At 47.3% G+C, this 19,855-nt stretch carries 21 protein-coding genes; 9 read left to right on the top strand and 12 right to left on the bottom strand.

Annotation, left to right across the window (positions count from 1 at the left end; all coding sequences use genetic code 11):
• Nucleotides 1-101 precede the first annotated feature (101 nt).
• The 3 genes from HHL16_RS11805 (at nt 102) to HHL16_RS11795 (ending at nt 2,161) form a co-directional block, all read left to right on the top strand.
• Nucleotides 102-1,115 carry a helix-turn-helix domain-containing protein gene (locus tag HHL16_RS11805; protein ID WP_169425403.1) on the top strand — a complete coding sequence of 338 codons (1,014 nt, stop codon included), beginning with the start codon at nt 102-104 and terminating at the stop codon, nt 1,113-1,115.
• Between the two features lie 98 nt (nt 1,116-1,213).
• On the top strand, nt 1,214-1,633 hold the full coding sequence (locus HHL16_RS11800) for a DoxX family protein (RefSeq protein ID WP_169425402.1): 420 nt from the start codon (nt 1,214-1,216) through the stop codon (nt 1,631-1,633).
• Nucleotides 1,634-1,642: 9 nt separating this feature from the next.
• Nucleotides 1,643-2,161 carry a GNAT family N-acetyltransferase gene (locus tag HHL16_RS11795; RefSeq protein WP_169425401.1) on the top strand — a complete coding sequence of 173 codons (519 nt, stop codon included), beginning with the start codon at nt 1,643-1,645 and terminating at the stop codon, nt 2,159-2,161.
• A gap of 207 nt (nt 2,162-2,368) precedes the next feature.
• Here HHL16_RS11795 and HHL16_RS11790 read toward each other — a convergent pair whose 3' ends face one another.
• From HHL16_RS11790 to HHL16_RS11770, 5 genes are all read right to left on the bottom strand, one after another.
• Complete coding sequence (locus HHL16_RS11790) at nt 2,369-3,058, bottom strand: DUF4377 domain-containing protein (protein WP_169425400.1); 690 nt, start codon at nt 3,056-3,058, stop codon at nt 2,369-2,371.
• 330 nt (nt 3,059-3,388) lie between these two features.
• Entirely contained in the window at nt 3,389-3,880 is a 492-nt protein-coding gene (locus tag HHL16_RS11785; RefSeq protein ID WP_169425399.1) for a lipocalin family protein, read from the bottom strand.
• A gap of 358 nt (nt 3,881-4,238) precedes the next feature.
• Complete coding sequence (locus tag HHL16_RS11780; RefSeq protein ID WP_169425398.1) at nt 4,239-4,949, bottom strand: LytTR family DNA-binding domain-containing protein; 711 nt, start codon at nt 4,947-4,949, stop codon at nt 4,239-4,241.
• Between the two features lie 16 nt (nt 4,950-4,965).
• Nucleotides 4,966-5,991 carry a histidine kinase gene (locus tag HHL16_RS11775; protein ID WP_169425397.1) on the bottom strand — a complete coding sequence of 342 codons (1,026 nt, stop codon included), beginning with the start codon at nt 5,989-5,991 and terminating at the stop codon, nt 4,966-4,968.
• A complete protein-coding gene (locus HHL16_RS11770; RefSeq protein WP_169425396.1) occupies nt 5,988-7,130 on the bottom strand; it encodes an acyltransferase family protein in 1,143 nt (380 codons plus the stop codon). The genes HHL16_RS11775 and HHL16_RS11770 overlap by 4 nt, the downstream gene beginning before the upstream one ends.
• A gap of 241 nt (nt 7,131-7,371) precedes the next feature.
• On the opposite strand from HHL16_RS11770, the gene HHL16_RS11765 reads away from it, so the two are divergent.
• Nucleotides 7,372-8,358 carry a pyruvate dehydrogenase complex E1 component subunit beta gene (locus tag HHL16_RS11765; protein ID WP_169425395.1) on the top strand — a complete coding sequence of 329 codons (987 nt, stop codon included), beginning with the start codon at nt 7,372-7,374 and terminating at the stop codon, nt 8,356-8,358.
• 569 nt (nt 8,359-8,927) lie between these two features.
• Here the strand turns inward: HHL16_RS11765 and HHL16_RS11760 are convergent.
• Nucleotides 8,928-9,236 (bottom strand): hypothetical protein, encoded by a 309-nt coding sequence (locus HHL16_RS11760; protein WP_169425394.1) that lies wholly within the window; start codon nt 9,234-9,236, stop codon nt 8,928-8,930.
• 357 nt (nt 9,237-9,593) lie between these two features.
• Nucleotides 9,594-10,370 carry a DUF4846 domain-containing protein gene (locus HHL16_RS11755; RefSeq protein ID WP_169425393.1) on the bottom strand — a complete coding sequence of 259 codons (777 nt, stop codon included), beginning with the start codon at nt 10,368-10,370 and terminating at the stop codon, nt 9,594-9,596.
• Nucleotides 10,371-10,445: 75 nt separating this feature from the next.
• Between HHL16_RS11755 and HHL16_RS11750 the strand changes: the two genes are divergently transcribed.
• The gene (locus HHL16_RS11750) at nt 10,446-11,609 is read left to right on the top strand and encodes a sigma-54 dependent transcriptional regulator (RefSeq protein WP_169425392.1); all 1,164 of its coding nucleotides are present in this window, start codon (nt 10,446-10,448) and stop codon (nt 11,607-11,609) included.
• Between the two features lie 3 nt (nt 11,610-11,612).
• On the opposite strand, the gene HHL16_RS11745 is transcribed toward HHL16_RS11750, so the two are convergent.
• Nucleotides 11,613-12,485, bottom strand: a complete 873-nt coding sequence (locus HHL16_RS11745; RefSeq protein WP_169425391.1) for a MerR family transcriptional regulator — start codon at nt 12,483-12,485, stop codon at nt 11,613-11,615.
• Between the two features lie 225 nt (nt 12,486-12,710).
• On the opposite strand from HHL16_RS11745, the gene lepB reads away from it, so the two are divergent.
• Together lepB and HHL16_RS11735 are read left to right on the top strand one after the other, a co-directional pair.
• Complete coding sequence (gene lepB / locus HHL16_RS11740) at nt 12,711-14,213, top strand: signal peptidase I (RefSeq protein ID WP_169425390.1); 1,503 nt, start codon at nt 12,711-12,713, stop codon at nt 14,211-14,213.
• Between the two features lies 1 nt (nt 14,214).
• The gene (locus HHL16_RS11735) at nt 14,215-14,700 is read left to right on the top strand and encodes a cytidine deaminase (RefSeq protein ID WP_169425389.1); all 486 of its coding nucleotides are present in this window, start codon (nt 14,215-14,217) and stop codon (nt 14,698-14,700) included.
• A 2-nt stretch (nt 14,701-14,702) separates the two neighbouring features.
• Here the strand turns inward: HHL16_RS11735 and HHL16_RS11730 are convergent, their stop codons facing one another.
• The 4 genes from HHL16_RS11730 to HHL16_RS11715 form a co-directional block, all read right to left on the bottom strand.
• Entirely contained in the window at nt 14,703-15,758 is a 1,056-nt protein-coding gene (locus HHL16_RS11730; protein WP_169425388.1) for an iron-sulfur cluster-binding domain-containing protein, read from the bottom strand.
• A 2-nt stretch (nt 15,759-15,760) separates the two neighbouring features.
• Entirely contained in the window at nt 15,761-16,762 is a 1,002-nt protein-coding gene (locus tag HHL16_RS11725) for a YhdH/YhfP family quinone oxidoreductase (protein WP_169425387.1), read from the bottom strand.
• Between the two features lie 78 nt (nt 16,763-16,840).
• Complete coding sequence (locus HHL16_RS11720) at nt 16,841-17,344, bottom strand: methylated-DNA--[protein]-cysteine S-methyltransferase (protein ID WP_169425386.1); 504 nt, start codon at nt 17,342-17,344, stop codon at nt 16,841-16,843.
• 11 nt (nt 17,345-17,355) lie between these two features.
• Nucleotides 17,356-17,688 (bottom strand): tRNA-binding protein, encoded by a 333-nt coding sequence (locus HHL16_RS11715; RefSeq protein WP_169425385.1) that lies wholly within the window; start codon nt 17,686-17,688, stop codon nt 17,356-17,358.
• A 33-nt stretch (nt 17,689-17,721) separates the two neighbouring features.
• On the opposite strand from HHL16_RS11715, the gene HHL16_RS11710 reads away from it, so the two are divergent.
• Both HHL16_RS11710 and HHL16_RS11705 read left to right on the top strand, forming a co-directional pair.
• The gene (locus HHL16_RS11710; protein ID WP_169425384.1) at nt 17,722-18,132 is read left to right on the top strand and encodes an OsmC family protein; all 411 of its coding nucleotides are present in this window, start codon (nt 17,722-17,724) and stop codon (nt 18,130-18,132) included.
• Nucleotides 18,133-18,408: 276 nt separating this feature from the next.
• Nucleotides 18,409-19,845 (top strand): Gfo/Idh/MocA family oxidoreductase, encoded by a 1,437-nt coding sequence (locus HHL16_RS11705; protein ID WP_169425383.1) that lies wholly within the window; start codon nt 18,409-18,411, stop codon nt 19,843-19,845.
• The last annotated feature ends 10 nt before the right edge of the window (nt 19,846-19,855 follow it).

The raw sequence follows: 19,855 nt of genomic DNA, 5'->3' as shown, positions 1-19,855 counted from the left end.
TACGGTATTATCGTCTCCTTTTCCCGGTTGGTAAAGCTGCCATCCTCAGGGTGTGGATTTGGACGAACGGATAAGTTAACTTTGAGTTTAAACATTCCTGTATGAAGAAGCTCACCATCCTGATACCTGCCGGGCATAACAACCTGAGCAGTGTGATCGGAGCCTACCAGTTTTTTCTGAAAGCCAACGATTTTTGCAAGACCCGTGAGAAGAAACCGGTATTCGATATTCAGCTGGCAGGCGTGTCGAAAAAGGTTGAGCTGCACGATGGCCTTTTCTCCATCAGACCCCATGTGCTGATCAGGGAGGTAACGCATTCCGATCTCGTGATCATTCCTGCCACCGCGCATTTCAATATCAGCAAAATGATCGAGCTGAATAAAGAGATCATCGACTGGCTAAAAAAACGATACAGGCAGGGTACGGAGCTGGCCAGCATTTGCACAGGAGGTTTTCTGCTGGCAGCTACAGGATTGCTGAAAGGAAAGAACTGCTCCACCCACTGGAACACTGCCGATATGTTCAGAAAGATGTTTCCCGATGTGCATGTGCAAACCGGCGCCATCATCACCGACGAACAGGGCATCTACACCAATGGAGGCGCCTTCTCGTTTCTTAACCTGATGCTTTATCTGATCGAAAAGAACTACGACCGCGAAACTGCTTTGTACTGCGCAAAAACTTTTCAGGTAGATATCGACAGGGTGAGCCAGAGTCCGTTTACCATTTTCAGCGCACAGAAAGAACATTCCGATGAAGCTATCAGCAAGGCGCAGGCATATATCGAAGACAATCTCACCGGCAAATTCTCCATGGAAGATCTCGCTACCCGATACGCGCTGAGCAGACGTAATTTCGACAGACGTTTCATCAAAGCCACCGGCAATACACCTGCGGAATACCTTCAGCGTGTACGCATAGAACGTGCAAAGAAAATGCTGGAATCCGGACCCAGCAACGTTTCTGAAGTGATGTACGAAGTAGGTTATGCCGATATCAAAGCCTTCAGAGGAGTATTCAGAAAGATAACCGGACTCACGCCGCTCGACTACCGGAATAAATACAATAAGAACATCACCATATTCGATCAGGAGATCGGCGATGAATACTCCTGATGACGCAACATTGTTCTGCGATGGATCGTTTTCATTCCTCATAATTAGCTATGCGATACCGGAGGAATTGAGTAGCTTTTAGGTCTAAACCTTGTGCTATGAATCAATTCTTTCAGTTGCTCGACCGCAACCGCGATTGGGGTGTTTTTCTCCTGCGGCTGTTTGTAGGTTTCCGTCTGCTGGCCGGCGTAGTGGATAATATCTTCAGCTGGCATCGGATGCAGGAGTTCAAATCTTTTCTGCATGCATTCGGATTTCCTGCTCCCGGTATCTGCGCAGTAGTGTCGGTGTATGCGCAGGCAATCGCCTCCGTGATGCTGATACTCGGATGGCAGGTGAGATACGCGGCCATACTCATGATCATCAATTTCATTGTGGCGTTGGTGATGGTGCATTGGGGGCAAAGCATCGAAGAAATGACAACCCCATTGTTATTGCTATTTATTTTTGTACTGTTGTTGTTTCAGGGAGGAGGGAACATCGGCATAGAATCATTGAAAAAGAAGAATAAAAAATAACGAAACGATATGTCAGACATAAGCATCAGATACGCAACAAAAGAAGATGCCATGGCCATAGCAGCGCTCAGCAGAAAAACGTTCTACGAATCGTTTGCTGCGCAGAACACAGCGGAGGATATGGAAAAATTCATGCGCGAATCATTCTCCGAAGAACGGCTGATAGCACAGGTGGGCGCACCAGGCAATATCTTTCTGATGGCTTATTCCGGCACTGAGTTGGTGGGGTATGTGCGGATGTTGTACGGGTTCAATCCTCCTGAACTCGAAGATCTTCCTGCCATTGAAATTGCCCGCATCTATGCAGATGCCTCCGTGATCGGCAAAGGAGTGGGAAGTGCATTGATGAAACGCTGCATCGAACTGGCCACAGATATGAAGAATAAATCGGTGTGGCTGGGGGTGTGGGAGAAAAATGATCGTGCGATAGCGTTTTATAAAAAATGGGGATTCGAGAAATTCAGTGAACACGATTTTGTGCTGGGCGACGATGTGCAGCGCGATTGGCTGATGAGGAAATTGCTCTGATGTTAATGCTTGTGTTCAATCCCGTATTCATCCATTAGCTGAAATCCATAATCCAGCATCATCTTAATTACAGGAATTGCCCGCTTGCGCCTTACCTGTAGTACATCAAAAGATCGTGGGCTGCAACAATCGACAGATTATGTTCGATTGATGCAGCCCACGGCTTATTTATCTGTACTGCTACACGAAGCAGCAGTTCTGTTCTGTTTATTTGCTGAACTCAAGCACTACTTTGCCTTTCTGGATCAGTTGAAGTTTGTTTCCTTTCACTGAAACCTTGAACGATTGCTCGCTTAAAGCTTTGTTGTATTCGTGTTCGAGTTTCATCACGTCTTCGCCACATGCCATAAGGGTAGACATTGCAGGACCAAAATCGAGGGTACCTTTCTTAGCGTTCCATTTCAGGCCACCACCCATTCTGTTGCAACCTGCATAAGCGCCGTAACCTTTAGTGCCTGCGTCGAATTTCAGGGTAACACCCTCTTTACCGATAGCCTTGCCATTGAGCTGAATGAGTTTCCATTCGGTACCGCTGAGGCTTTTCAGTACGGCGGGTTGTTTGGCAGGTTTTACTATTTTTTGCTTTAATACTTTTACCAGTTTGTACTCATATGCAGATGCATCTGCAGGCACGTTCGTTCTTTTTGTTCTCTCTACAAGAATAGTGTACCGGTATCCTTCTTTATAGTTGAAGTTCTGAATACCGTCGTAGAAATTTTCCCACTGTCCGTTTTTCTTGTTCAACACCAGCAGGCATTTCATTGGAGCAACACCTACACAATCACCTTGATTTTCTTTGATGGTCATTTTAATGAAGTCTCCTGCGAGTGCAGCGCTGATGCCGGAGAAAAACACAACTAATAACATTACACTGGTTACAATTCTTTTCTTAATCATCTTATTCTGTTTTTAGCTAATGAATTTGTTTCGTGCAAGAGATGCAAAGCTGCAACAAAATTACATAAAGTGTATGGTCGTTAAAATTTATTAATGTGGATTGTTTTAATGAAACCCTTTATGGGACAGGGTTGTGTGCGTATGTTTAAATTGTGTTAATGCGTGCATGCGCAGTTTGCGAATGAGAAATATCTGCGCATATAGGGTATAGTTGTACCCTTTGCAGCGAATGATAAAAACAGGGGCGGTTAATGCATTTTTGTGCATGCAAAATAAAAGGCGCTCCACTTTTCAGTGGAACGCCTTTTAATAATGCAGCAATATTATTGCTTATCTCGTAAATGTATAGTTGATATACACTGTTTTTCCTTCGAAGTTCACGGCGCTTCTCAGCAACATCTGATTGGCGGTGAGTGATTGCATTTCGAGGCGATATCCGTCTGTAACTCTGTTGGGTTTAACGCCGGTTCCCAGATTCTTGAACTGAAAATATTTAGCTCCGCTGATGTTCTGAACGCTCCAGTAGATATTGCGCTGACCACCTGTGCAGTCGCCGGAAGCAGGTACAGTGTAAGACCCATTACCGTTAGCGATCAGATTCCACTGACTTCCCATATAACATTGGTACAATGCATCGTCGAATACGGTTACTTTAAATCCTTTCTCAGAAATTCCATCCAGGCTGATATTGCTGACCGTCCAGGTACCTTTCAGGTCTACCTTTGCTCCTTCAGGGCTGGCTACTCTGCTGGGTGAGCAGGCAGTGAAAAGTAATACCAGGAGGCTCAGGGAGGCGGCGGTTAACAATTTGATTCTTTTCATAGTCGTCTTGTTTTTTGTGATGAATGCTGGTTAAAGCAAAAGCAAATCTGATACCAGTTGTTACCGGCAGCACAAAGATATAAGAAATTCAATCTATTAGCATGTCCCATGAAGGGAAAACCAGCGGCATAAAATCACAAAAAAGGCAGATATAGAAATATCCGCCGGGTAAAAAACTGACTGTATTGTTATTCAATTGTGCAGTTTTCCTCATGCACAGTAATAAAAATATTACACAGTATGCTAACTGTCCGGCAGATTCAACAAACAGCTATGCAGCATGCATATACGGCAAGGTTGCGATCATTTGTTGCGTTGGTGGGTGAAACAAAGCAGCTGGTGGGACAAAAAGCTGCTTTCATTTTTTCAGCAGTCGGTTGTTGAGGATCTTTTCCATCACCACCTCTTTCAGGTACTTCGATACCGGTACCTGATACTGTGCAATGTGCAATACATTGCCTTCGATGGCGCGGATAGCATCCATATTCACGAGGTAAGATTTATGTGGCTGTATGAAACGGCTTTCGGGCAGGCTTTCCTGCAACGCCCGGAGGGTGGAGTGCACCACCAGTTTTCTGTCTTCCGTATAAATGCCTACATAGTTCTCCATAGCTTCAGCAAACAGTATTTCGTTGTAAGCGATCTTCTCCAGACGATTGTCGGCTTTCACAAAAAGATAATCGGCGGGTTTGTTCGATTGCTGCAACTGAAAAAAATCATAGGCTTTGTTGGCAGCTTTCAGAAACCGTTCAAACGAAATGGGTTTGAGCAGATAGTCGAGCACATCGAGTTCATAACCGGCAATGGCATACTGATCGTAGGCGGTGGTGAGAATTACACGGGGTGGATTGTTGGCATTCTTCAGAAAATCGATGCCGCTGAGCCAGGGCATTTCGATATCGAGAAACAGCAGATCGGCGGATTGCTGTTTCAACAGCTCATTCAGTTGCAGCGCATCTTCGCAGATGCCGGTGAGTGTAAGAAAGCCGGTCTTTTCGACATATCCCTGCAATCCCTTGCGGGCAATGGGTTCGTCGTCTGTGATGATGCATCTGATGGGTTGGCTCATAGTTGCTGTTTGATGATCAGTTGCCGAATGGCAATATCAGTAATGCTTTGAATTGCTGGTTCTCTTTTGTTGTTTCGATCGATGCCTGGCCGGGATAGAGCAGCTGCAATCTTCTTCGCAGGTTTTCGAGCCCGATTCCACTGGCGGCGTGTTCCGGAATATGCGCGGGCACTGCATTCTCCACTGCAAAATGCAGCTGGTTGTTTTGCAGGCCGGCATGGATGCTGATGGTCCAGTTGCCCCCGGCATATTTGAATGCGTTCTCTACCAGCGGCAGCAGCAGCAGCGGATAGATAAGCTGTTGTTTCAGCGAATCATCAAAATGAACTGTCAGTCTGAGTTTTTCCGAACTGCGTTTCTGTTGCAGTTCTATGAATTGCTGCAGATAGTTCAGCTCTTTGTTTATCTCTACCATCTGCTGCTGGTCGTAGAGTTGATAGCGAAGCAATCCTGAAAACTGTTCGATGCTTTTCTTGGCTTCGCCGATATTTTCATCCATCTGAAAATAGATGGTGTTGAGTGCATTGAACAGAAAATGCGGATGATACTGCGCTTTGAGAAATTTCAGTTCTGTCTGCAGTTGATCGTTGGTGATGCGTTCGAGTTGCAGTTGCTGATCTATGTAGGCCTGTACAAATTTGTTTCCTCTTGCGATGGCGTAATACAGCAGCGTGTACAAACCAGCCACTACGTTGGCGATGCTGAAATCGCTCCATGAGACGGGATCGTGAATGAGGTAATGCACCAGATAAAGCAGCGGATTTACTGTGGCCAGTATCACCAGTATTACAATAACGAATTCCTGCATTACTTCTTTCAATTCAAATGTGCGGGTTCGTTGGCTGAAGCGGTTCACCAATCTGTTGAACAGCGGCAACGTGAAGAACGTGTAACTGACTACCAGCACAATCTCGATGGTGTTCATCAGCCATGGCCTCAGCCAGAAGCGTGTTCCGTCTGTGGTATCGGTCACTACACGGATGCTGAAGTAGATCAGCAATCCGTACAGTGGCGGGAAGGCGTATTTCCAGAATCCTTTCATGCGGGTTTGTTGGTGGTTTGATCCTTCATGCCAAATAACCAGCGACCTGCTTTAAATGGCCTGATGAATACATGAATTAAAGTTAAACTTATCGCCAACGTCAGCAAAACGGTGAAGAAGTATTTCATCCAGATGGTATCGGTTGTCCGGATCACATAGAAGGTAAGTATCACAATCACCGTTTGATGTACAATATAAAACGGATACACCATCTGATTGAGGTAACCGAGGCTCTTATGTGGTTTGTTGAGGTATCGTTTTCCATATCCTACCAATGCAAACACCCACATATAGGCCATTACCGGATAGAGCGCCCAGTAGAACCGGGTTTGGATGGCATCTTCCAGATTATTCCATCTGAAATAATTGATGCAGATGATACTGGCGAATGCAATGGCGAGCGAAAGTCTGCGATCGCGTTCGAGGCAATCCATCAGTGCGGGTGCGCACATGCAAAGGAAGCCCACCAGCAGAAAGAACAACCAGTAGAAGAAAAAGCAGTAATCGTGAATGAGATCGTTGGTGCCGGGGAATTTGCCTGCGAGGAAGGTATGGATGAGTACACCGGGCAGCATCAGCAGGTAAATTCTTCTTCCTGTGGCGAACCAGCTGAACAGCTGATCGAACCAATGTTTGGCGCGGCTGCGGATGATCCAGGTGAAAAAGGGCGTGAACACCACATCATATATAAAGAGGTATACGATAAACCAAAGGTGATGCCAGCTGAAATTTCCGGCAGGGTAGGCACCGCTGGTGAATATGGTGGGATAGAAATCGAAGAAATTGCCGGTATAGCCGTTATGTACTCTTTCGAGGTACACCTGCGGCGGCACTACAATCAGCACACCGGCGATAAGCGGAATAAAGAGGCGTCTGAACCGGAGACCGATAAAGCCCGATCCGGTTCTTTTCTGGAGCATAACGCAGGTTACGGCGCCTGAAATGAACAAAAGCAGCGGCATTCTGAAGCGGCTCAGCCAGAAATTAAATTCCATAAGCAGATTGCTTAGCTCTTTATTCTTCAGGTGCCAGCCCCATTCTGCCACATATGGCATGGCCGAATGGAAGAAAAGAACGCCTGCAATGGCGAGGATTCTGAGCCAGTCCAGATACGCCTGGCGTGAGATTAAAGTCTGCATACATCGATTGTTTAGACAAACTTACCCTGCGATGGAGGCGGGCCGAAATGCGTTTGACGTCTGGACGTTTTTGGTAGGTGTCCGGACGATCGGCCGGTTCCCGGCAGTGCCAGAAAGTCCGGATAACCTCCAATCGGGAGGGTGGGTGTTCGGGGGCGGGGAAAAGAAATTCCATTGGGAACGATTTGTTTATCTGCCTCGCATCCAATAATTTTGCCCTTCTTTAAAACCATAAAACCGGATGGCAAGATCAATTGCATTTCGTGAAGCGCTCCGTGAAGCAATGAGCGAAGAGATGAGAAGAGACCCGAATATCTTTCTCATGGGAGAAGAAGTTGCTGAATACAACGGCGCATATAAAGTAAGCCAGGGCATGCTGGATGAGTTTGGCCCCAAACGCATTATCGACACACCAATTGCAGAATTAGGTTTTGCAGGTATTGCTGTAGGTGCTGCTCAGAACGGACTTCGTCCGATTGTTGAGTTCATGACCTGGAACTTCGCTGTACTGGCGCTGGACCAGATTCTGAATACAGCTTCGAAGATGCTGGCGATGAGTGGTGGACAAATTACCTGTCCGATCGTATTCCGCGGACCTAACGGTTCTGCCGGACAGCTCGGTGCACAACACTCTACCGCATTTGAAAGCTATTATGCCAATATCCCCGGCATCAAAGTAATCTCTCCTTCCAATCCATACGACGCAAAAGGTCTGCTGAAAGCCGCGATCCGCGATAACGACCCGGTAATGTTCATGGAAAGTGAAGTGATGTATGGCGAGAAAGGTGAAGTGCCTGAAGAAGAGTACATCATTCCTATCGGTAAAGCCGATGTGAAGAGAGCCGGAAGAGATGTAACCATCGTTTCTTACAATAAGATGATGAAAGTAGCGCTGGGTGCTGCTGTTGAACTGGAGAAAGAAGGCATCAGTGCCGAAGTGATCGATCTTCGTACTGTACGTCCGCTCGACTGGTTCACTATTCTGGAGAGTGTGAAAAAGACCAACCGTCTGGTGATCGTAGATGAGCAGTGGCCTATGTGCTCTGTTTCTTCTGAGATCGCATACCGCATTCAGAAAGAAGGCTTCGATTATCTCGATGCTCCGATCCGCCGTATCACTGCTGCTGATGCACCGCTGCACTATGCACCGAACCTGGTTGCTGCTGCGCTGCCGGATGTGCCACGTACAGTGAATCTGGTGAAGGAAGTAATGTATATGAAGAAGTAAGTAATTACTGATATAATTGAAAAGTCCCGGAGATTCTCCGGGACTTTTTTATGTGCTAACATTTATTGATAAAAGTGTGGTATTGATGATAGTGTGTCGGGCGAAATGGGGATATAAATGTTGTCGAAAAACAGGCCGGGCAGGGGTTAACCTTGATTAAGCTTTTGTTAGGGAGGATTAAGCGAATGAATATAGCCGGGGCTCCTGCCCAACCCGTTTTAAGGCCACCATTCATATCCCCCTTCCGCCCTTACTCGCTGCATGCGCAAGAGAAACAACTCGTGCATTCAAAAAATAATTCAACCTGATCTTCTGAAATTACTGCAAGCAGTATTTGCTTTCTCATTCTCTCACGCTCAACCAGCCTTTTATTTGTTGCACTTTCAGCGGGCCCATGCGATGGGGCAATGGGTATGCCGGCCTTAAAATATGTTATTCTGCTGCCTGGTTAAATTCTATTGCTCCATGCTACTTCCTATTGCGGTATAGCAGTACAATTCTGCACGGCATATTTTTCAGCCGCATATCCATTGCACCATCGCAATAAAACAACATAAACAATGCACCAATTACAAAGGCTGCAACATGCTATCTACAGGATCGCCCCAATCCACTGTATCGAGACAGCCGATAAACGCAGGGTAGTGCTGCTGCACCCATGCTTTGAAATCTGCCGCAGCAGTGATCACCGTTCTTTCGTGGGTTACTTCATCAACGATTGTGAGTGTAAAGTCTCCGGTTCTCAATACCTGGTAAACAGTGAAGAACCTTCTGGCTCCGGTAGAAAAGAAAACACGTTTGTTATTGTAGTAGTCGGTGGGGAACAAAGATTCCAGCCAAACGCTGTTGATATATAATTTGTACTGCGGATTAAGCATCGAAGCTCAGGATTTGGGTTATAATAAAAATAAAAAACATGCCAGAGAAGCATTGCGTCCCGGCATGTTTTGCTTGCTGTTATGTCAGACTGACTATTCTAAGATCTTAAAAGCGGATGAACACAATAAAAGGAAAACGTATACGCATCCAAGTATCAGTCCGCCAAGTAATGTTACTCTCATTACAACCTTGCCTACGCGGGGTGGCGCGGGTTGCGCGTTAAGGTGAGCTTTCATAAGAACGATTTTGGGTTAATGTGCTTCTTTCAAAGGATATTAATTCTAACAGCTCTAAATTACTCATCGCGCATCGTTTGTGCAAGGGAGTTTTACTAAGTTATTGTTGTTTTTTTACGGTCACCAGCGTTTGAGATCTTTCTTGTAGAAACGCCATTCGGGTGTGGAAATGAGACTGTTGGCTTCCGAGGCGCTGTACCATGGGCTGAGATCCGCATCGGATGGGTTTTTGAGAATATGGATGTTCTGTGCAGGCATATAACTCTGCGCCAGCATATAATATTTTTTTGATGTGCGTGGTTCGATAGCCACATCCATTACAATCACGGCATGGCCAGGTGAACCTCCCTGAATCAGTACATCACCCGGCTGCATATTGTCAAAATAAACAGATTCCAATTGTCTGGATAACGAAATGGTGCCGCAATAAGAGTAGACTGTCTGGAGGTATTTTTCAAACTGCAAAGAGTCTGGTGAGGGTGGGCAGGTATACATCCTTCCATTGTTATCTGCAAATTTGATGGAGGCATATTCTCCTTTATCATATAACCAGGATGCCCGTAATCGCATTACGGCATCGGCACATTGCTGCAGGTCGCGGGTGCCCACCGGCACATCCAGTACGGCGAACTGAGCTTGTTGATTTGCCTTCAAACGGCCATCGTAGAGGTAAACGGTGTTGTCTTTTTTAAGTGGAATGTTCCTTAGCCAGCCGGCGAAGCCCGCATCGGTTCCATCGAATCTGTTACAGCCGGGTGGAGGTGGAATGTCTGAAACCTTTGTCAGTACTGGTTTCTGGGGGTTGGTTACATTTTTTTGCTGCTGATTGGAGTTCACCGGCTGGCATCCGCCCAAAACCGGCAAAATAATTGATAGGGAGAAGAGCATTCGCTTCATGGCAGTTCATTATTTTTACGTGCCCAGAAGGATCAACCTACGGCATTATTCCACAGCACAAATCTGTTAAATATTATGTCAAATATTTTAATCATCGACGACGAAAAAGCGATCCGTAAAACATTATCCGAGATCCTTTCCTATGAAGGGTACAAGATCGAAGAAGCGGGCGACGGAGAAGAAGGCCTGAAGAAATTCAAAGAGAAAACCTTCGATGTAGTGTTGTGCGATATCAAGATGCCCAAACTCGACGGCATAGAATTTCTCGATAAAGCCCGCGAAGCAAACCCCGATGTACCGGTGATAATGATCTCCGGCCACGGTACCATCGAAACTGCTGTGGAAGCTGTAAAAAAAGGAGCTTACGACTATATTGCCAAACCACCCGATCTCAACCGTTTGCTGATCACCATCCGCAACGCCACCGATAAAACCAATCTGGTGGCAGAGACCAAAGTGCTCAAACGCAAGGTGAGCAAGGTGGAAGAAATGATCGGTGAATCCGGTCCCATCCTTCGCATTAAAGAAACCATCGATAAAGTAGCGCCAACCGATGCCCGCATCCTCGTGATGGGAGAGAACGGTGTTGGTAAAGAACTGGTGGCAAGATGGGTGCACGAAAAAAGCAACCGCGCTTCCGGTCCGCTCATCGAAGTGAACTGTGCAGCCATTCCCAGTGAACTGATCGAAAGTGAACTCTTCGGTCACGAAAAAGGATCTTTCACTTCGGCCGTTAAGCAGCGCATCGGCAAGTTCGAGTCTGCGCACGGTGGCACGCTCTTTCTCGATGAGATCGGCGATATGAGCCTCAATGCTCAGGCCAAAGTGCTGCGCGCTTTGCAGGAAGGAAAGATCACACGTGTGGGTGGCGATAAAGATATTAGTGTGGATGTTCGTGTAATTGCAGCCACCAACAAAGACCTGCTGCGCGAAGTGGATGATAAGAATTTCCGTCTCGACTTATATCATCGTCTCAGTGTGATCATCATTCACGTGCCTTCGCTCAACGACCGGCGCGATGATATTCCGCTGCTCGTAGACAAGTTCCTCGGCGACGTTTGCTCCGATTACGGTATCGCTAAGAAATCCATCGACGCTGATGCGCTCGATGCATTGAAACAGCATAACTGGACGGGCAATATCCGCGAACTTCGCAACGTAGTGGAACGCCTCATCATCCTCTCCGGAAAAAATATCACGGCAGAAGATGTGTATGCTTACGTGCTTCCCCGCAAGTAATATTTATTGCTGAGCAAATGCAAGCAGGGCATCCTTTCCGCTTAACATTCTTACGTTAGGTGGAATATGATGTACCAGGCAGTTCGACGAAAAGCAGATCTCCTTTCCGGGAAAGATCGAGGTGAGCTTTTCGAGATACAACTTCATGTCGCAACGGATGAGGTTGGTGACCAGGTGAAAGTACACCTGCGTTACCGGCGTTTGCCGGTTGCTGATGGATTGCAGAATATCCAGCGAAGTATTTCTTCCCACATACAATGTAGATACACCGCGCTTCTTCAGCAGGTATTGCATGAAGAGGATGGGGATCTCGTGGTATTCCAGTTCGGGTGTGAAGAGCAGCACTCTTCTTTTGGTGTTGGGCGGTACCAGTTCGAGTCCGTCGATGGCCAGGTGCATTTTTTTGATGATGAGTGCACTGGCGAAATGTTCCTGGCAGGGATGTGCTTTGCCAGCAAGCCATAACAATCCGATATGTTTGAGCAAGGGAAAGAGTACATTGAGTACAGCCCGCTCAAAGCCAGCATGGAGCAGCAGTGTATGCAGTATCTTTTCAAACCGCGGCTGATCGAAATCGAGTGCAGCTTCTGTAAGCTGGTTCACGTAGATGTCGAAGTTCTCATGATCTGGTTTGAGGTCGAGGGCGCGCTGCCGGATCTCTTCCTGCGTCATGCCCGCAATATGGCTGATGCGGATGCCGCTTTTGTAGAGATACACCACGCGGAGAATGTATTTGAGATCTTCACTGTCGTAATACCTGTGTTTGCTTTCTCTGCGTTTGGGGTTGAAAATATTGTGCCGCTGCTCCCAGATGCGCAGGGTATGGGCTTTAACGCCCGTCATGTTTTCGATATCGCGGATAGAAAATACGTTCATGGATATTGTAACATATTGGAAATTATCACAACTAATGTAAACGGGCAAATTCTGTTTTAAGATAACTGGTTGACGGACTGCGGTTAAATGAAACAATCTATACTGGTAATCTGCTTTGGTGATACGAGATATAGCGTTATTTTAGCAAATAATTGGTTTTTACCCCGTTGGCCCCGGCTATCGGTTTGGTAATTTTGAAGTTCAATCTTTTATAAAAGCTACAGCATGAGTTTACACGATCTGAGCGTTGTTATTTTGATCTCTCTCTTAATAGTGCTCCTGCCGGCCATTGGTTTGGCAAAACTGTTCCCCAAAGCCGGTATCGCTTCCTGGAAAGCCTGGGTCCCTTTTCTCAATACATGGGAAATACTCAAGGTGGGCCGTTTCAAAAAGTTCTGGTTCTGGCTGCAATTCATTCCTGTACTGGGATGGTTCATCAGCATCTGGATACTGGTTGAATTCGTAAAACTCTTCGGCAGATTCAGTTTTCTCGATCATGCCGGTGCTGTACTGATCCCTATCATTTATTTTCCTTACATCGCTAATCATAAAGACACCAGATATATCGGACCGGAATCTGCGCGCAAGCACCGCAAGTCTGCCGTGCGCGAGTGGGTGGATGCAGCAGTGTTTGCCGTTGTGGCCGCCACGCTGATCCGCACATTTGTGTTTGAAGCCTACACCATTCCCACAGGATCGATGGAAAAGACCTTGCTCGTAAACGATTTCCTTTTCGTGAGCAAGCTGAGCTATGGACCACGCATTCCGAACACGCCGCTGGCGTTTCCGTTTGTGCATCATACTATGCCTATCACCGGAGGCAAGTCATATTCCGAAGCCATCAAACTTCCTTACACACGCTGGTTCTCCAGTCCTGTGAAACGCAACGATGTAGTGGTGTTCAACTTCCCTGCCGGTGATACCCTCACCAAAGAATTCGATTCGCAGGAACCTTATTACGATCTCGTTCGCCAGGATGGCCGCGAAGCGGTTTGGCAGAACTATACCATTCTTACAAGACCTGTAGATAAAAGAGAGAACTATATCAAACGCTGCGTTGCCATTGCAGGCGATACCATCGAAATAAAAGATGGTCTGCTGTATGTGAACAATGAGAAAGCGTTTATCAGTCCAACTTCCGCTACGGTGTACGATGTTCGCATGTCGGTAGATATCGATGAAGATGCATTGCGTGAGCAAGGCATTTACATGACCAGTGAAGAAAGAAACCCCGATCTCATCAAGATGGGTGGAGGCAATTTCAAGATCAACCTCACAGAGTCGGAGCTTGAACTGCTGAAGAAGATGCCGGGCTTTCTGAGTGCGCAACGCGAGATATTGTCTGTATCTCCGATGATCTATCCGAATGATCCTGCTAAATTCCCATGGTCGCCCGATAATTTCGGCAAGCTTTGGATTCCGAAGAAAGGCGCTACCATCAGACTCACGCCCGAGAATGTGCTGCTGTACAAACGCGCCATCAAAGTGTATGAGAACAACGAGTGGGAAGAGCAGGGAGGAAAAATCTTAATAAATGGACAGCCAGCTGAAACCTATACTTTCAAAATGGATTATTTCTGGATGATGGGCGACAACCGCCACAAATCGCAGGACAGCCGCTTCTGGGGATTTGTGCCTGAAGACCACGTGGTAGGTGAGGCCTGGATGATCTGGATGAGCTGGGATAAAGGAGTTCGCTGGAAACGTCTGTTCAAGACCATCCATTAATATGAATACAAACAACTATCAGTTTTCATATCAGGTATATGACTCCATCGACGAACTGAATGCCGAAGATGCCTGGCTGCTCAATGAAGCCAGGGAAGTGAGTCAAAATGCCTATGCACCTTATTCGAATTTCCTGGTTGGAGCAGTGGCCAAGCTTGCCAATGGCGAGATAGTGGCGGGCACCAATCAGGAAAATGCCAGCTATCCGGCTGGCATATGCGCAGAACGCGTATTGCTCAGTACTGCTTCGAGCTTATATCCGAATGTTCCGGTAAATACATTGGCTATCAGTTACCAGCAGGCCGAAGGCCTGAGCGATCATCCGGTGGCTCCCTGCGGCATTTGCAGGCAGAGTCTGCAGGAGTTCGAGTCGCGGGTGAAACAGCCGATACGTCTTATTCTTTCTGGAATGGAAGGGAAGGTGTTTGTGATCGAAAAGGCGAGCTCGCTTCTGCCACTGGCGTTTACGCAGAGTGAGTTGTTGTAGTGCTAAAACTCGATGCTCACATCCGTTGCGGCGAACCCCACACAAGTAAGTATTAGTCCCTGCCCCAGGTCTTTATCTGTCAGCACTTCATTATTGCTCATCTTCACTTCACCACTTTTACATTTGGCTGTGCAGGTGGCGCAGCGCCCGGCCTTACAACTGTATGGCAATTCTATATGCAGATTCAATGCTGCCTGCAATATGGTGGTGGGATAAGTTACTTCGTACTCGTATTGTTTATTGTTGTAAGTGAGCTGCACTTTCTTCGGCGACGGATCGATCACCAATGTTGGTGGCGGCAATACCGGTATAGTGAAGTGCTCCCTGAATAATTGCTCTTCTGCATACCCCATCACACGAAGCGTGAACTGCACCATTCGCATAAACGAAGGCGGACCGCAAGTGTAGAAAAGTGTAGGAGGCTTCTCATTCCGATGCTGAAAAGGTTTTGGCTCATGAGCGCCTACCAGTTGCTCGAGTAATCCATTGTTCATTCTGCGTGAGGGCATTTCGTGCAGCATTGGATGGCTCAGCAGATCAACACGTGTGAACTGTGTTGCGTGCTTTTTCTCCAGTGCTTCCAGTTCACGATGATAGATGATGGTGGTTTCATCGTGATTCTGATACAGCATGGTTACATGCGAAGCAGGTTCTTCAGTCAGTATTTTCTTGATGAGCGAAAACACAGGCACGATGCCGCTTCCGGCAGAAAGAAAGAAATAATGCCGGCTTTGCTTCGGATTGGTTTCAACGGTGAATCTGCCGGAAGGAGCGAGGGACCTTACTTTGGTGCCCACCTGCCAATGTTCGAGTATATACCTGGAGATCTCTCCGTTCTCTTTTCGCTTAACGGTGATGTATAGCCTGACATCCACACCGGGTGCGGATCCCATGGAGTAGGAGCGCCTTACTTCATGCCCGTTGAAAGGAATGAGCAAGGTGAGAAATTGTCCGGCTTCATAGGGCACGGGTGTTCCGTCGGCGCATTGCAGTACGTAGGTATTGGCTTCCCTTGTTTCAGGGATGACTTCGGTAACAATCAGATCCAGCAATTCCATGATTATTTTTCAGCGAGTTTAACTACGATTCTTCCCATCACTTTCCCTTCGAGGATGGCATCGATATAGGTTGCGTTAAGTTCTTCGAGACTAACTTCTTTTACTACTGCCTGGAGTTTGTCTTTGATATTCCATGCAGTGCTGAGCTTATCCCAGATGGCCATTCTGCGGGCCATGGGTGTTTCGGCTGAGCCCACGCCGAGCAGACTTACGCCATTGAGAATAAAGGGATATACGGTGGTGGCAAGCTGAGAGCTGCCTACCAGTCCGGTTGACACTACATTGCCTTCGAGCTGACAACCTTTGAGAATAGTAGACAGCGTGTTACCGCCAACTGTATCGATGGCTCCTGCCCATTTGGGACGAAGCAATGCTTTACCGGTAGTATCGTATACCCATTCCCGTGACTCGATGGAATTAGCGCCAAGATGGGTGAGGTATTCTGCTGCATTGGCTTTGCCCGTGATGGCAATTACTTCGTAGCCGGCTTTATTGAGAATAGCCACTGCCATGCTTCCTACGCCACCGGTTGAACCGGTTACTACAATCGGCCCCTGTTGCGGGTTCTGGCCCATCAGTTCCATTTTGAAGAGGGCAGAGGCGGCGGTGAAGCCGGCTGTACCGAGTATCATACATTCTCTCAGTGTGTAACCTTCGGGTTTGCGCACTACCCATGCTGCCGGAACACGGATGTATTCTCCGAATCCGCCGCAGGTATTCATGCCGAGATCGAAGCCGGTAATAATTACTTCCTGCCCAACAGTGAAGAGTTCGCTTCTGCTGATCTCTACCACGCCGGCAGCATCGATGCCGGGTGTATGCGGATAATTTCGGGTGATGCCTTTATTGCCGGTTGCTGACAATGCATCTTTGTAATTGAGTGCAGAGTATAACACTTTGATCACTACTTCGCCGGCGGGAAGATCGTCGATGGATCTTTCCACAATCTTTCTTTCAAATTTCCCTTCTGCTGTTTCTGTTATCCATAATGCTTTGAATGGCATAAAATTATTTCCTCCGCTATGTTTTTAATCAATTGGTTCGATGGGTTGCTGCAGGTTTCACTGCAAAAGCCGGGCCTGTCAGAATAGAGTCTGCACACCATGTGCCACGCGTTTTTCGAGGCCGAGCAGCCATTTCTTTCTCCATAATCCGCCTGCATATCCTACCAGTTCTCCGTTGGCGCCTATCACACGATGGCAGGGAACGATGATAGCCACATGATTACGGCCGTTGGCCGAAGCCGCTGCACGGATCACTTTAGGATCACCGAGCCTGAGCGCCATATCGATATAACTGGTTGTTTTGCCGTAGGGAATATTCATCAGTTCGTTCCATACTTTCAACTGAAATTCGGTTCCCTCCTGATTTACAGGAATCTCAAAGATGCGGCGCTGCCCCTGAAAGTATTCTATCAGCTGATCCATTGCCAGAATGGCCATCGGCGGCAGGTTATCCGTGCCGGTTGCCACTGCGGCTTCTTCTTCGTTGTCTACAAAATGCACTTCGCTGAGATACTGGTCAGTACCCGAAATCCGGAGCAGGCCTACCGGGCTCTGGTAATATGTAGTAAAAGTGGCTGACATTCCACGGTGTGTTACCCGATCTTCCAGCCGTTCTCCACTTTCCTTTCGGGTTGTAATAAAACTACATCTTTTTTATCAGTATAGACTCCCATGATAAGGCACTCACTGAAAAAGTTGGCTATTTGTTTCGGGGGAAAATTCACCACAGCCACTACCTGTTTGCCAATCAGACTTTCACGATCATACATGGCTGTGATCTGTGCCGATGTTTTTTTATGGCCCAATTCACCGAAATCTACCGTAATTTGGTACGCCGGTTTTTTGGCTTTGGGAAAATCGCTAACTTCCAGAATTGTTCCTACACGGATATCGATTTTTTCAAAATCATCCCAGGTAATGCTCATCACTAAATTTTTATCAAATAAACGACAAATAATATGAAAAGAACAGCAACAGCCGTATGGAACGGCTCAGGAAAAGAAGGAAGCGGTAACCTCACTACTCAAAGCACTACTCTCAATAAAACACAATATTCTTACAAATCAAGATTTGAAGAAGGTGTAGGTACCAACCCCGAAGAGCTGCTCGCAGCTGCACATGCAGGCTGTTTCACTATGAAGCTCAGCTTCGTACTCGGTGGTGCAGGTTTCACGCCTGAGTCTATCGAAACAACTTCTACCGTTACACTCGACAATGGTGTGATCACTACTTCCCACCTGGTGGTGAAAGCTGTGGTGCCTGGCATCAGTGCAGAGAAATTTCAGGAATGTGTTACAGATGCAGAACAAAACTGCCCTGTGAGCAAGGCCCTGAATGTAACCATCTCTACAGAGGCAACACTGGGTTAATGCCCGGTTTTACGGGACAGGAATGGTTGTTACAGATTAATTTTTTATGAAATAACTGCCTGATCCCGATAAGCGGATTACTGATGGTAATTCCGCAAATTTATCCGGAATGGAATTGCAGCATGCATAAAGCTGCAACCTGTTCCGGATATTTTTTTAGAATGATGGGACAACCAAAATTTAATGCTGGCTATTCTTTGCTAAATCATTTTAGCTCCGTACTTTCAGTGGGTATTCGTTGTTCTTTTTATTCAACCAAATCAGCTGAATTCTACTATGAGCAAGAAGTCTTTCTCCAACGATGGACGTCGCAAATTCATCCGGAATACATCACTGGCTGCTGCCGGTTTTTTTATTGTTCCCCGTCATGTACTGGGGCGCGGATATGTTGCGCCAAGCGATAAGCTGCGCATTGCCGGTATCGGCGTGGGCGGTAAAGGGCAGAGTGATCTGAGTGAGTTTATGAAGAGTCCCAATGCACAGGTAGTGGCGTTGTGCGATGTAGACGATCGTCAGGCAGTTACCTGGCGCAAACGCAATCCAACCGCTCCTTACTATCGCGATTTCCGCGAAATGCTCGATAAAGAAGCAAAGAACATCGATGCAGTTTCTGTATCCACTCCCGATAACACACACGCGGTAGCTGCCATGGCCGCCATGCAGCTCGGCAAACACGTGTATGTTCAGAAGCCACTCACACACGATATCTACGAAGCCCGCATGCTCACTGAGGCGGCTAAGCGCTATAAAGTTGTTACGCAAATGGGCAATCAGGGCGGCTCCGGCGACGGTGTTCGCAAGATGAAAGAAATGGTGGATTCCCGCATGATCGGCAAGGTGCATACGGTGCATTGCTGGACCAATCGTCCGGTATGGCCGCAGGGACTTCCAACGCCCACCGGCGTGCACGAGATTCCGCAGGAACTCGACTGGAATCTCTGGCAGGGACCAGCCAAAGCGATCGACTATAATCCTGCCTATCTGCCTTTCAACTGGCGTGGATGGTGGGCCTATGGTACAGGCGCGCTGGGCGATATGGCCTGCCATATAATGGACCCCGTGTTCCGTATTCTGCCTATCGATTATCCGAGTTCGGTGGAATGCAGCATCGCTACCATCTGGAAAGAAATGTGGAACGATACGATGAATCAGGATAGCTGTCCACCGTCGAGCATCATCCGCCTCACTTACCCGGTGAAAAACAGCAAGAGCAAAACCATCAAAGTAAACTGGTACGATGGCGGCCTCATGCCGCAGCGCCCCGACGAACTGCTGCCCGACGAACCCATGGGCAACTGGGATGGCGGCGTGATCTTCGAAGGCACCAAAGGCAAGATCATGGCAGACTGTTACGGTGCAAATCCGCGACTGCTTCCAACAAGACTGATGCAGGAAAAAACAATGCCTGCGGAAAAGATCAAACGCGTACCCGAAGGCCACTACGTGCAATGGGTAAATGCCTGCATCGCAGGATATGGAAACGCTGAAGTGAGCTCTCCGTTTGAGTTTGCGGGACCTTTCACAGAAAGCATTCTCATCGGCAATCTGGCTATCCGCAGTTACATGATGAAGAACCCCAACCTTAAAGGCTGGAACGATAAATACCTCGGCAGAAAGAGACTGGATTGGGATGCAGCCAATATGCGCATCACCAACTTCGACGAAGCCAATCAGTTTGTGAAGAGAGAGTACAGAGAAGGCTGGAAATTGTAAACATTGATCC

The organism is Pseudoflavitalea sp. G-6-1-2 (genome assembly GCF_012927185.1).
Lineage (GTDB): Bacteria > Bacteroidota > Bacteroidia > Chitinophagales > Chitinophagaceae > Pseudobacter.
The sequence above is the reverse complement of the archived record's forward strand: the minus strand, read 5'-3'. Positions and strand labels throughout refer to the sequence as shown.

Bases quoted from the DNA above. Each gene is read 5' to 3' on its own strand.
- HHL16_RS11745 (WP_169425391.1), bottom strand. From the start codon at position 12,485: ATGAACGTATTTTCTATCCGCGATATCGAAAACATGACGGGCGTTAAA.
- HHL16_RS11725 (WP_169425387.1), bottom strand. From the start codon at position 16,762: ATGCCATTCAAAGCATTATGGATAACAGAAACAGCAGAAGGGAAATTT.
- HHL16_RS11715 (WP_169425385.1), bottom strand. From the start codon at position 17,688: ATGAGCATTACCTGGGATGATTTTGAAAAAATCGATATCCGTGTAGGA.
- HHL16_RS11770 (WP_169425396.1), bottom strand. From the start codon at position 7,130: ATGCAGACTTTAATCTCACGCCAGGCGTATCTGGACTGGCTCAGAATC.
- HHL16_RS11720 (WP_169425386.1), bottom strand. From the start codon at position 17,344: ATGTCAGCCACTTTTACTACATATTACCAGAGCCCGGTAGGCCTGCTC.
- HHL16_RS11785 (WP_169425399.1), bottom strand. From the start codon at position 3,880: ATGAAAAGAATCAAATTGTTAACCGCCGCCTCCCTGAGCCTCCTGGTA.
- HHL16_RS11775 (WP_169425397.1), bottom strand. From the start codon at position 5,991: ATGAAAGGATTCTGGAAATACGCCTTCCCGCCACTGTACGGATTGCTG.
- HHL16_RS11705 (WP_169425383.1), top strand. From the start codon at position 18,409: ATGAGCAAGAAGTCTTTCTCCAACGATGGACGTCGCAAATTCATCCGG.
- HHL16_RS11800 (WP_169425402.1), top strand. From the start codon at position 1,214: ATGAATCAATTCTTTCAGTTGCTCGACCGCAACCGCGATTGGGGTGTT.
- HHL16_RS11710 (WP_169425384.1), top strand. From the start codon at position 17,722: ATGAAAAGAACAGCAACAGCCGTATGGAACGGCTCAGGAAAAGAAGGA.
- HHL16_RS11730 (WP_169425388.1), bottom strand. From the start codon at position 15,758: ATGGAATTGCTGGATCTGATTGTTACCGAAGTCATCCCTGAAACAAGG.
- HHL16_RS11760 (WP_169425394.1), bottom strand. From the start codon at position 9,236: ATGCTTAATCCGCAGTACAAATTATATATCAACAGCGTTTGGCTGGAA.
- HHL16_RS11765 (WP_169425395.1), top strand. From the start codon at position 7,372: ATGGCAAGATCAATTGCATTTCGTGAAGCGCTCCGTGAAGCAATGAGC.
- HHL16_RS11780 (WP_169425398.1), bottom strand. From the start codon at position 4,949: ATGAGCCAACCCATCAGATGCATCATCACAGACGACGAACCCATTGCC.
- HHL16_RS11790 (WP_169425400.1), bottom strand. From the start codon at position 3,058: ATGATTAAGAAAAGAATTGTAACCAGTGTAATGTTATTAGTTGTGTTT.
- HHL16_RS11805 (WP_169425403.1), top strand. From the start codon at position 102: ATGAAGAAGCTCACCATCCTGATACCTGCCGGGCATAACAACCTGAGC.
- HHL16_RS11755 (WP_169425393.1), bottom strand. From the start codon at position 10,370: ATGAAGCGAATGCTCTTCTCCCTATCAATTATTTTGCCGGTTTTGGGC.
- lepB (WP_169425390.1), top strand. From the start codon at position 12,711: ATGAGTTTACACGATCTGAGCGTTGTTATTTTGATCTCTCTCTTAATA.
- HHL16_RS11735 (WP_169425389.1), top strand. From the start codon at position 14,215: ATGAATACAAACAACTATCAGTTTTCATATCAGGTATATGACTCCATC.
- HHL16_RS11750 (WP_169425392.1), top strand. From the start codon at position 10,446: ATGTCAAATATTTTAATCATCGACGACGAAAAAGCGATCCGTAAAACA.
- HHL16_RS11795 (WP_169425401.1), top strand. From the start codon at position 1,643: ATGTCAGACATAAGCATCAGATACGCAACAAAAGAAGATGCCATGGCC.